General features: G+C 41.5%; 7 protein-coding genes. 3 read left to right on the plus strand and 4 right to left on the minus strand.

The genetic code is table 11. The features are described 5' to 3' along the window. Positions 1–1,727: 1,727 nt before the first annotated feature. From K5Q92_RS22485 to K5Q92_RS22495, 3 genes are all read right to left on the minus strand, one after another. Positions 1,728–2,585, minus strand: coding sequence for a hypothetical protein (locus K5Q92_RS22485; RefSeq protein WP_220771083.1), 858 nt, complete (start codon positions 2,583–2,585; stop codon positions 1,728–1,730). 73 nt (positions 2,586–2,658) lie between these two features. Beyond that, a complete protein-coding gene (locus K5Q92_RS22490; protein ID WP_220771084.1) occupies positions 2,659–2,877 on the minus strand; it encodes a hypothetical protein in 219 nt (72 codons plus the stop codon). A gap of 41 nt (positions 2,878–2,918) precedes the next feature. Continuing rightward, the gene (locus K5Q92_RS22495; protein WP_220771085.1) at positions 2,919–3,326 is read right to left on the minus strand and encodes a hypothetical protein; all 408 of its coding nucleotides are present in this window, start codon (positions 3,324–3,326) and stop codon (positions 2,919–2,921) included. 1,024 nt (positions 3,327–4,350) lie between these two features. On the opposite strand from K5Q92_RS22495, the gene K5Q92_RS22500 reads away from it, so the two are divergent. Then, entirely contained in the window at positions 4,351–6,678 is a 2,328-nt protein-coding gene (locus tag K5Q92_RS22500) for a multiheme c-type cytochrome (protein ID WP_259649677.1), read from the plus strand. Positions 6,679–6,785: 107 nt separating this feature from the next. Here the strand turns inward: K5Q92_RS22500 and K5Q92_RS22505 are convergent, their stop codons facing one another. After that, entirely contained in the window at positions 6,786–7,760 is a 975-nt protein-coding gene (locus tag K5Q92_RS22505) for a helix-turn-helix domain-containing protein (protein ID WP_220771086.1), read from the minus strand. Between the two features lie 75 nt (positions 7,761–7,835). On the opposite strand from K5Q92_RS22505, the gene K5Q92_RS22510 reads away from it, so the two are divergent. Then, complete coding sequence (locus K5Q92_RS22510; RefSeq protein ID WP_220771087.1) at positions 7,836–9,686, plus strand: sulfatase-like hydrolase/transferase; 1,851 nt, start codon at positions 7,836–7,838, stop codon at positions 9,684–9,686. Between the two features lie 346 nt (positions 9,687–10,032). Beyond that, positions 10,033–12,078, plus strand: a complete 2,046-nt coding sequence (locus K5Q92_RS22515; RefSeq protein ID WP_220771088.1) for a pentapeptide repeat-containing protein — start codon at positions 10,033–10,035, stop codon at positions 12,076–12,078. Positions 12,079–12,604 lie beyond the last annotated feature (526 nt).

Genomic DNA, 12,604 nt, shown 5'->3' on the forward strand with positions numbered 1-12,604 from the left:
CCTCCTTTTTAGTTAATCAGTTTCCATCAACCTTTATTGTATCTTTTAGATACTTGTAGACCAAGTCGCAGATAGCAGAGTTAGTTTACTCCCGCTGTTTGCTATTGATTACCGCTGGCGCGTTAACCAATTTCCGTTAGGAACACTTGAAATGTCTTGCCCACTCCTTGAGTGGGCTTTTTTTTATCTAATTTTTATCGATGAGCTAGATCTGGCTTATCGGGAATATTTTTGTTTGTTTATTACCATAGCTATCGGCGTTTAAATGTAGTTTTTTTGATCGGATTAGGTGTCAAACTGTGAACAGTGCCCTTAATATGGCTGTTTGTGTGATTCAGGTCACTTCGCTGTGTTGTAAAATTACCCTTTATGCACTGTTTGAGTATTTTTTAATAGAAACTCTTGTAATAAAATTACATAGGTATATAATTGCTTTCACTGGTTAAGCAGAGCCTTTCCCAGTTTTAGGTCTATCTAGGAAGGATAATTCTCCAAGGAATCGAGCGACAAGTTGACTCAGTAATTCAGTTTGGTTCAACCCCATTGACTGACTTAATTTGAGTATATGTTTACAACTTTGTTAGGAGTATTGACTGTGCCTTATACAGGACAAACTACGATTTACTGGCAAAACACTTGGTTGGATTCAACTGTTTTGCGTGGCGGTTTATACGCCATGACTTTTAAGGGCTAACCCTCCTTAAAGGTAGTTCCATCATCCATCAACCTTATAACACCCTTTGGGTGTGTTTAGACTCAAGTTGTATATTGACCTTGTCGATATGCCATTGATTAACGCTAGCGCGCTAACCGATTTCCTTTTGGAACACTTGAAACATGTCTTGCCAGCTCTTTGAGCTGGTTTTTTTTGCCTAAATTTTGCTGATTGCTGATTGCTGATTGCTGATTGCTGATTGCTGATTGCTGAGTGTCTATAGTGCGCAAGATTCACTAAGCTCACTGAAAGAGTGTGTTAGTGCTAACCGATTTCCTTTTACTCTTTATTAGAGACGCTTGAAACATATCTTGCCAGCTCTTTGAGCTGGTTTTTTTTGCCTAAATTTTGCTGATTGCTGATTGCTGATTGCTGATTGCTGATTGCTGAGTGTCTATAGTGCGCAAGATTCACTAAGCTCACTGAAAGAGTGTGTTAGTGCTAACCGATTTCCTTTTACTCTTTATGAGAGACGCTTGAAAAATGTCTTGCCAGCTCTTTGAGCTGTTTTTTTTGCCTTGAATTTGCTGAGTGCAGAGTGCTTATAGTGTGCAATATCCACTAAGTTCGTTGAAGGAGTATGAGAAATGCATAGAGAAATACAAATACATCGCAAATACATAGACATATATGGACGCTCCCGGTTAGTCAAGAGAGTACTTCGCTAACCTAGGCTGTTTTGCCTTAGTTTCTTGTTTACTCTGAGTCCCAGTTAAGTGCTTATTGACTGACTCTTTTAGCTTTAAGCAATGCTTTTAAATGCGGTAGTGCTGACATATATACGGGCTTAACAAGCTTTTGCTTGCGCCCCTGATGAATTTCGTACCTACACACCCAAAAATAGTGAAACACCCAGTCGGTTTTTTACCCTTGTCTCTTGCGGGTTTATGCAGGATGAACAGAGCCTTTTCTTATCAATTTAACACTTTGAATGGTTCAACATCAGTTTGGCGCATTGACGCCGTATTAGGGAGCGTCCATCTCATCAGCCATAGTTAATGGTAAATTATAGTTAGCGAGCAAATATGGGGATATTGATAACTAAGTTATTGTAGTATTCAAGCTCACTCTCTCTGTTTGATTCAACAATCTGGATGTGTGATAACTCTATAGCACTATCATATTCGATAAGTTTAGATACTACTTCTATGTTTTTTCCATTTTTGAAATAGTCGCTAAGTGCGATATCAAGGGGGTCTAACCCGTTAACTCGGATGTCAGTACTAACTCCCTGATGAAGTAATAAATTCAATATTGAAAGTTTAGATTTGTACTTAACAGCGACATTGACTGAGTTGCCGATCGACGGTTCAGAGTAGAAAATATCTAACCCATAATTTTGAAGTTCAATAATTTTAGTAAGCTGCCCTTTTATAACCAGCATAAAAATTGTATTACCCGGTAAGGTGGCGCCTTGATTAAGTAAATCAATAACTACAGACAAAGGAGCATCTTGTTGCAGTGCATGGTATAAAATAATTTGAAGTACTTCTGAGGATATTTGCTGCATTGAGTTTATGAAATTCATTAACTCACCCCAGTCTTTATTATTAATTAATTTGTATATTTCTTTACCTAGTTGAATTCCCTCACTAATTTCAGAAGAATCACTGTGTCCGATATCTATAGCTTCACGAATCTTCCCTAGCATTACATTATGGGTGTTTGAATTCGAAATAAACGGGTCTTCTGGTTGATGCAATATACTTTTATTACTTCCATGCCCAATGATATTTACATCAGGAGGTGGAGGGGGAAGTTGTTCAGAATCGCGATAAATAATTTTATTTACCAGTAAGATAATACTCGATATGAGAACTATCCCACTGATAAACATTAATTTTATAGCCTTAAGTTTTCCATTTTGCAAATGAATTATTTCCTTTTAGCATTCCCCTGGCTGGTGCTATCCCGCCCCTAAAGCCAATATTGCTATTTGTTACCTATTTTAGTTTTTTAAATCCATTCTCGTCAGTCGCACGCCCAACAGCAATAGCTAAAAACATCCAGAATAATAGCTGCCAAAGAGCTGGTTGGTGTTCGATAATCCCAAGGAAGTAGAGCCCGTAAGTAGGAACAGCTAAACATAAAAAAATTGCAAAACTACGGTAGGTTAGACTTTTAGGAAGTTTAAAAAAATATTTTTGTAACCTTTGTAACATAGAAGCTCCTTTGCTATTTATCCTGTAAAAAGCTTTACTTATCAGCACTCAAACTTTTGCGTTTCGAACGCTATATCACATTTTGATAGCGCATCGTCGTGAGCTATAGCATTGGCCCCTTCACAAGTAGCTACAGCGAGTAGATTAGGGGCAAACCCAATACAAAGAGTAGCACCAGTGGCTGCAAGAGAATTAGCTGTATTTCTACAGATACGTCTGTTTTGAGATGCTTTAATTAGGCACTGCTGTACAGGAGTTAGCTCCAATTCTTCTTCATTATCTTCGAAATCATCCCAATCTTCATCATCCCAATTATATGCGTTCCACTCATCATCCCAATCGTCATCTTCCCAGTCCTCCCAATACTCATCCCACGATTCCCCCTCTACTTCAAAGAACTCCATTATATCACCGTCACCGTCACCGTCATCTTCATCTTCATCAGACATATTATCTCTAGCGGCATACGCAGAGTTCATTCCTAAATAGTTAAACGACTCCAAAAATAACGATGTGGTTGGTAAGTTGTTGATATTTAGGGTGAAAGAAGAGAGTGCAAAAATTAATAGTAATCCTTTTTTCATTATATAGTATCCATACTTTTTTAAAGGTTATTTACAGCTAGCATTATATTTACAACATTGCAAGCTTTTTTGTGGTGTTTATGCCTTGCTAGCGCTATTCATTTTATTGCACGACAAGATCTTTTATGGGCAAGCATGGACCAAAGGTGTTACGTGTAATCGACAGCTAGCTTGCTATGGGATCTATATACTTGGCTTAATAGGGGATACCGTTTGGGAACCGATCGATTATTACGTGAATAACTATTTATGTGTTTGGTACGACTCTGCTGCTTGATGCGGTGGTTATTGGTATTCACTGGTGCAAGGTATTGAGGATTGGTTATTGCGGGTATCGCTTATTTGCGCTGGGATAGGGCAAATCATCTACATTCACTTCATCTCTAAAATAAAATAGCAAAGCTAGTGCGCGTTTTTGTATGTTAGCGTTGTGCTTTATCGCAAAGTTAAATGTAGACATAGTTAATGTTTGGGTGTGCTTAGACTCAAGTTGTATATTGACCTTGTCAATATGCCATCGCTTAACGCTAGCGCGCTAACCGATTTCCTTTTACTCTTTATTAGAGACGCTTGAAACATATCTTGCCAGCTGTTTGAGCTGGTTTTTTTGCCTTGAATTTTAATAGTGTTGAAGGTTGGTAGGTATAAATACCGATAGCGGTATGACTTAACGCCAGCAATATTATGCCGGTTTCCTTTTGGCGAATCAGCTAGAGGCTCATGATTTTCAGACTATTTCTGCGTAAATATAAGCTAGTAATTTAGCATGACTTTGCATCTAATAGTTTAGTATGTTATTGGTTTTAAATGCTAGTTTAGTTATTTTGTTGGTTGGGTAATGCTGCTAGGCGTTAGGTTTTAACAAGGCTAGAGCTGTAAACGGAATTAAATGGAAAATGTCATCATTTTTAACCGCTATGTTAGTGCGCTTTTAGTTACTGAATATCAAATGATGATTAAACAAAGGGATTTGGTGGAATTGATGAAAAGCGTACTGTTTATATTGTTTATCAGCTTGATAAGCCACTTTGCAGATGGAGCCGAACTTGTTGGCGAGAGTCATTTTGTTGGAGTGAATAGCTGTGTTGAATGTCATCAAAAACAGGTGGCAGAGTGGCAAACTTCGCAACACGCCCAAGCTATGGGTCATGCAAGTGATGAGACCGTATTAGCAGATTTTAATCAAGCATCACTTATGTTTGAAGGTAAAGAGAACCGCTTTTTCCGTAAAGGGAAAGAGTTTTGGGTGAATATAGAAGGCCCTGATAATCAATTTGTTGATTATCAGATAAAGTACACCTTTGGGGTCTACCCTTTGCAACAATATATGGTGGAGTTTGACGACGGTCGAGTCCAGCTTATTCCTTATACTTGGGATGCTCGCACTAAAGAAGAGGGCGGTCAGCGCTGGTACCATCTTTACCCACAATTTACCCAAGAGTCTGATGAGTTTTTTTGGTTAAATGAAGGGCAGAACTGGAATTATATGTGCGCGGACTGCCATTCTACCAATGTAAAGAAAGGCTATAACAAACAAAAAAACACTTATCAAACGACCTGGTCGGAAATCAATGTTTCTTGCGAAGCTTGTCATGGTGCTGCATCTGAGCATATAAAATGGACTAGTCATAAAAATGAAACTGCCAATAAGGGGTTTGACCGAACTTTACAGCCCAGTGTTACCAATTGGCGCGACAATGGAACCCGTATTCGTGGGCCTCAGGCCTTGCAATCTAGTCAACAGTTAACAGCTTGTGCGCAGTGCCATAGTCGAGGCGTGAAGCTTAACGAAAGCACTGATAATATTCAAAACAATGAATATTTAGATAGGCAGCAGCTAACTTTGATTAATAGTGAGCTTTACCATAGTGATGGACAAATCTATGATGAAAACTATGTGTATGGCTCCTTTCTACAATCAAAAATGAGTCAGGCAGGAGTTGTTTGCTCAAATTGCCATAACCCCCACACAGGAAAGATAAAAATGGCAGAGCCCGCTTTGTGCTTGCAATGTCATAGCCCCACCCACTATGCCTCTGAAGTGCATTCTCACCATAAAGCTGGTACAGAAGGCAGTTTGTGCAGTGACTGCCATATGGTTGAAGAAAAATACATGCAAGTTGATCTTCGCAAGGACCATAGCTGGCAAATCCCTCGCCCCGATTTAAGTGAGAAAATTGGTGTTCCTAACGCATGTGTTAGTTGTCATAAAGAGAAAGATAATAAATGGGCGAGTGCGATGTTAGCGCAATGGTTTCCCGATTCTGTCATCCAAAATAGTGCTCATTTTTCACAAGCTTTTTTTGCAGCAGATAATCGACATCAAGGCGCGCAGATAAGATTAAAGGAAGTTGCGGAAAATAAGCAACTGAGCTCAATTATTACAGCTTCTGCTTTGGAACGGTTGGCCCAATATCCTGGACAACTAGCTTATAAAACGAGTTTAGCCTCTTTAAAAAGTAGTAGCAGTCTAGTCCGCATGGGGGCAGTGCAAGCAATGGCCCCCTATTCACCAGAGCAACAATGGCAAGCGTTAAGCCCTATGCTAGATGATGCAGTGCTCAGTATACGGCTTCTAACCGCAAGTATTCTGGTGCCACAATGGCCGAGGTTGACTCTGCAACAACAGGCGCTGCTTAAGCCGAGTTTAGACGAGTATTTAGCGGTTCAAGAATACAATAGCGATCGTGCGGGGAGAACCAATATTGCTAATGTTTATCGTCACCAAGGCTTATTGGCTAAAGCGGAAGCAGAATACCTAGGGGCGATACAGGTCGAGCCTATTTATGTGCTTTCTTATATTAACCTCGCAGACCTTTATCGGACTTTACAGCGCAATGATCAAGCGATAGCGATATTAAAGCAAGGGCTGTCAGTGGTTAAACAAAGTGGAGTCTTACATCATGCATTAGGGTTGGCCTATATTCGAGACAAAAATATGACATTGGCCAAAGCTCACCTACTTAATGCCACGATATTTGAACCCGCTAATGCGCGTTTTCATTACATCTACGCGCTAGCTGTTGAGGCTCAGGATCAAGTGCAAGCCGAACAATCATTAATAAAAGCGTATGAAGTAAGTCAGGACCCACAGTATTTATACCAACAATGCGATTTTCTTATTCGGCATAAACGCAAAAATGCGGCTAGTTGTGTAGAGCAATTAGAAGAACTCGTGCCAGTCAGTGCTGTGAAAGCGCTTAAAAGAAAACTGTAATTGCCGTGACTCGGTTGCAATATCTTTGAGACGGGTTTTAGGCTTACTAATGAGCATGCTGTTCATGCAATTTATGTTGTTGTCTGTTTGGTGGGGAAGCTGGCGGGTTAGCCTTGCTTGAGGGTTTTGGAGGGGAGCTCACCAAATAGCTGGCGATATTCGGCTGCGAAACGACCTAACTCTAAAAATCCCCACTGTAATGCTACATGGGATACTGTAACTGAAGCATCGCTAGTTAATAGTGTTTCTCTGACGCCATTTAACCGTACAACCTTAAGATAACGAATAGGTGTTATTCCTAGGTATTCACGAAAGCCATATTCTAAACTGCGCTCACTGAGGTTTGCGACTTTGCACAACTCCGATATTGAAGGTAAGCATGATGCAAATGATTGCAGATAGTCAATAACTCGATATACACCTGCTATCCGACGTGAATGCGGACTTAAACTGCGAGGGACGTCAATATTTAGCACTGTTTTTAGGGTCGTTTGAGTGAGTGAATTGGCGAGAAGTTCGCAAGTTTTTACCGATTGAAATAGGTTGTCAGTACGTGCAATTAATTTGAATGCATAAAGAATGCTATTGGTATACGAATTCAAACTTTCTTTTCTACTCTCTATGGCTTTGTTGAACAACCATTGTGAGGGGATTTCCCGTTGATATAAATGTTGATACTGCAGGTTCAGTGAATCGTAATCAAATACTAGGGCTGCATAGTCTAAGAAGCCTTCAGTAGCAATGTCCCATTCGTCTCCCGTAGCCTGTAACAAGGTATTTTCTTCTCTTGCTCGACCGCAAAATCTAAGTGGTTTGCTACTCGCTAGGGGAACCGCAATTGGTAGAAATTGTTTAGGGGGCGCTGCACGTATATGCGTTGCAGAGGTTAACTGCTCACGTAGTAATTGAACACTACCTAGATTTGCCTCCATATAGCAATGTTGGTTATCACCCGGCTTGAGTTGAGTATAACTTCTGTTTTTTCTACTTTGAAACGCCGCAATTTTACTCAGGTAATGAGTTTGAAGCTTTTGTTCACTTAAGCCGAATGGGGTTTGCGGGAATTGCATATTGCTGCTCATAAAAAACTGCTACCGTTACCGAGATGTAGTCGTATTGTTAATTTATCAGAGAGAGACCTTATATCAAGGAGCAGGTTGAAATTACATTTGGCTGATGTGATGAATCATCTCAATTCAAATGTTAAATATTTTTTCTTTGCGTCTCCAAGAGTACATAAAACTAAAGGAACTAGAATGAAGTTGAAGTTATTAAGCCCTTTCATAGTGCTAACAATAGTTGGTTGTTCAACAGAAGCACCTGAAAGAATTGAAGAATTAAAGGAAGAAAAACGACCTAATGTACTAGTCTTGATTGCAGATGATATGGGGTATAGTGATATTGGTGCTTTTGGTAGTGAAATTGAAACGCCGAATATTGATAGGTTGGCCAATGAAGGGGTGAGTTTTACAAACTTCCATGTGGGAGCGACCTGTTCTCCGACACGAACGATGCTGATTAGTGGTGTAGATAACCATCTTGCTGGATTGGGCAATATGCATGAAATTATGGCTGATAACCAATTTGGTAAGCCAGGTTATGAGGGGTATTTGAATAACTCTGTTGTTACTATTGCAACGGTCTTAAAAGATGCAGGCTACCATACTTATATGGCAGGTAAATGGCACTTAGGGGGCAACCCAGAATCAATTCCTCATGCTCGTGGTTTTGAACAATCATTCGCTTTAGCTGAAAGCGGGGCAGATAATTGGGTTGAGCAGCCATATGCGCCAATGTACGAGCGCGTACATTATTTTGAAAACGGGAAAGAAGTCGAACTGCCTACGGAAGATTACTTTTCCTCTGATTTTTATACACAGCGGATTATTGATAACATCGAGAGTAACCGCAAAGATGGCAAACCCTTTTTTGCTTGGGTAGGCTACCAAGCAGTACATTATCCTCATCAAGCACCTAAAGAGTTTATTGATAAATACAACGGTGTTTATGACGCAGGCTGGGAGGTGTTAAGAAAGAGTCGCTTGGCACGTCAAACAGAAATGGGACTATTTCCTCAGGAAGTTAAACTGGCAGAAAACTTTGATAAAACAAGTTTTGAAGATTGGCAGTTACCTGATTGGGGCACCCTGAGCGAAGAAGAGAAAAAGTTTAATGCTCGCCGTATGCAAACCTACGCAGGCATGGCCGATAATATGGATCATAATATTGGTAAAATCTTAACTTATTTAAAAGATATCGGCGAGTTAGACAATACCTTTATTTTGTTCTTATCTGATAATGGTACCGATCCTAACTTACTGTCTGCAAAAGCTGAATATGAAGCTTGGTATCGTAAGAATTACAAGTATACCTATATAGATGATTACAACGGTGACTATTCTAGCATGGGGCAGAAAGGTTCATATGCTGACTATGGTCCGGGTTGGGCCGCAGCGGCAAATACACCTAACAGTTACTTTAAAACGTTCTCAAGTGAGGGGGGATTGCGTGTGCCTTTCATTGCGCGTTTTCCTAAAAAAATACCAGCAAACAAAAAAGTTAATACCTTTGCTTTTGTTAAAGATGTTTACCCGACCATTCTAGAAGTGACAGGCGTTGATATGCCTAGCAGAAATTATAAGGGTAAAGAGATACATATCCCAGATGGTAAGAGTGCATTACCTGTGCTTATGGGGGAGAAGCCGTCCGTACATGGAGAAAAAGACGTAATCGGTTATGAACTGGCTGGTAGTAGCGCAGTATTTCAAGGCAAATATAAGTTATCTAACAATCCAGCCCCCAAGGGAAATGGCGAGTGGGAGCTTTATGATATAAGCATAGACCCGTCGGAAGTGAATAACCTAGCTCAAGAAATGCCTGAGTTAGTGGAGGAGTTGAAAGCGGCGTATGCTGTATATGAAAAAGAAAACTCATTAGTACCCGTTCCTGATGGATATAACCCGTTAACACAAGTATTGAAAAATAGTACTCGGCACTCATCTCACTAACCGCTTAACTCGCTTGAAAAATGCCAGACAATGACTCATTGCTGGCATTTTTTTTGCCTAGGACTTAATGCTATTAAGAAAAGGCTGCTTTGCTACTTATACAAACTGGTTTAATCGCCTTGATACAGCTTAGGCGCTAGATAATAGGTGGCTGTAGATACATCAAGCAGGATAAGAAATGCAATCGGTTGCCATTCTCATTATCGGTTGACTAGTACTGCACTCTAATTCACTATCGTACAGGATAATGCCGTCTTGCTTGCTCTGTGACTTAGGGATAACCCATTATTACTATGTCATAAAAATCTATCACTTCAGAAATCTGTTTCATTATAAGGAAAATAACGTGCAGACTATCAATGATTACCGCAGCAACTCTAACATGTTGTTAACGTTAACATTTCCTCTTATCTTCGTCACTGCTTGTAATAGCGACGATAATCATACTCAAATACAATCAAGGCTTTTAACCGAAAAGGACTTTGCCAATAATAGCCGCTTACGTGCTAACCCTGAACAAGGCACTGTCGCTTTATTTCTTGAGCCACCCTCAGCAACTGTAGCAGATGACTCTAACGGAAAATCTGGCTCAGACCTCATCCCCTATCAATATTCGCGAACTCTCAAGCATACATTTTGCTATGAAGATAGTAACAGCAATTCAAATCATTCTATGGCGCTTACTAGTAGCAGCGGCGAGCAAGTACTTAGTATTACCGCCAATGATGAATGCGTATCGGCAGTAATTCCAACGGGGGAATATCAGTTGTTACTGACCCACGGTCAGCATGTTGATAGCACAGATACGACCTTCTTAGTGACAACGCCCGATAGTGGTTGGCAGCCAGAAGCAAACAGCGTTAATTATTCGATTGCTTCCAAACTACTGACAACTATTGGCAATGTCCTGATAAGCCCTGCTTATGCCGATACTAGCGATGACAATGTGACGACCCTTATTTCCACAAACTCTTGCCAGAATTGTGATTTGTCAGGCGCAGACTTAGATAATGCAACGCTCACATTTGCAGATCTTTCTGGCGCGGATTTAACTGATGCCATATTGACCAATGTTGACCTTTTTGAATCAACGCTCACCGGAACCAACTTTAGTGGCGCTGATATGAGTAACGGCGATTTTCGTGGTTCAGAAATGACCTATGCAGATCTCAGTAATGCCAACCTAAGCGGGGCATATTTTTCCAGTGCGCAATTATCCCCAGCGGATCTCGATAATGCGACCGTTACGGATACAGAGTTTGATAACGCCAACCTTGTTGGTGCGACTTGGATAGATGGAGGTATTTGCGATATCACCTCTGTTGGCTTTTGTAACTCAACCCCTGTTGCTAAGACAGACCCGTGCGATTCGGTTAAGCAGGATGTTACCGAAGATGGGAACACTGTTTATAAGTGTTTATTGCCAGCCGTTGATAAGGAAGTTTGTAGCACCGAGTATGGTGGTGTTGATGGCGCTACGCCAATCCAAACCTGCGAAGCTATAGATAGTTCAGAGCTGGTTACCTCTGTTAATCTGGTTGATATCTTCAGCCAAGTTAGCTCATCTTTTGACACCACTTTAGACAACGACACGCCTATGGCGATTTTAGCCTGGGGAGGAGAAGGGGGGATTGGATCTAATGGTGGGCTCTGGACCTCTGGCGGTGACGGTGGTAAGAGTGGTTTTGCCTCAACAGTTACAACCTTATCTCATTTCCTAGATGATTATGGGCAGACATCATTCAATTTCTTCATCGGTGAAAATGGCACTCTGAGTAATATCGATGGTGATGGAGGCTCTTCGACTCTGGTTATGATTGCTGAAAGTAGCCCGGCCTCACTTGAAGACGATGTCATATTGATTGCCGGAGGTGGCGGCGGTGGTGAGTCATCAGGATGGCTGAACGATGGCACAGATGGCGGTGCTGGTGGCGTTGCAGCCTCATCAACCATGGGCCAAGGAACCATAGGTGTAGGCCAAGCCATTATTGATGTTGCAGACGGTGGTAGCACTGATGAATGGGGTAATGGTGGAAATGGCGCTGATGACGGCAAAGATGGCATTGGTGGTCAAGGTGGCCAAGGGTTTTTAGGCGTTAATAGTGAATGGGTCAATGGTGATCCTGATGTTGGCTCAGACGGTAGAGGCGGCAATGCTGATGATAGCTTTAGCGCTTCTGGCGGCGGTGGCGGCGGAGGAGGTTATGGTGGCGGCGGTGCTGGTGATGGTGGAGCCGGAGCCGGTGGCGGAAGCTGGTCAGTAATTCCTGCCACCACCTGTAATAGCGCGCCAACTCAAGACACGGCACCTTCTAACCCTGGAACATCTGGTGACGACTTTGGCAGTAAAGATGGCGCTATTGAAGTTTGGATATTTCCTAAAGGTTGTTAATCGTAGATAAAACAAGCTGAGAGCGGAGGATTTTTCGTTCTCAGCCTGAATAACATTAACCGGTGATAACACTAATCGGTAATAACAATTAGCGGTGACAACCATGAAAAATGTTTGGAACACTTGAAACATGTCTTGCCAGCTCTTTGAGCTGGTTTTTTTGCCTTGGATTTAAGGTTTGAAATCAGGCTACACCTGGGCTTTGAGGTTAGACTTCGTCTAACAGTTAAAGTCGTGGCGCTTCGCCCACACCCGAGTCAAGGGGGAAAGCGCTTGTCCCCGCTCTTGATTTCATAAGAGTAAACCCTCAGCGCCCCAGACGAAGTTGTCTTCCTCATGCTTATGGATAAATCGCTAACGCTTCCGATGGGGCATCCTGCCCCGCGAAAGCTACGCCGACATCCATGTCGGCATCACGCTACTCCGGTTTATAAAGAGTCTTCAACGCACTTCGGCAACTCCGATGGGGAATAGGTGTTTTCTGTATGTTTAGTAACTCAGTTTTGCCCTAAAACGAGTTACGCAC

Origin of the sequence: Shewanella sp. MBTL60-007, assembly GCF_019654915.1 — a bacterium.
In the GTDB taxonomy this organism is placed as follows: Bacteria; Pseudomonadota; Gammaproteobacteria; order Enterobacterales; family Shewanellaceae; genus Shewanella.

Bases quoted from the DNA above. Each gene is read 5' to 3' on its own strand.
- K5Q92_RS22490 (WP_220771084.1), bottom strand. From the start codon at position 2,877: ATGTTACAAAGGTTACAAAAATATTTTTTTAAACTTCCTAAAAGTCTA.
- K5Q92_RS22495 (WP_220771085.1), bottom strand. From the start codon at position 3,326: ATGTCTGATGAAGATGAAGATGACGGTGACGGTGACGGTGATATAATG.
- K5Q92_RS22500 (WP_259649677.1), top strand. From the start codon at position 4,351: ATGGAAAATGTCATCATTTTTAACCGCTATGTTAGTGCGCTTTTAGTT.
- K5Q92_RS22505 (WP_220771086.1), bottom strand. From the start codon at position 7,760: ATGAGCAGCAATATGCAATTCCCGCAAACCCCATTCGGCTTAAGTGAA.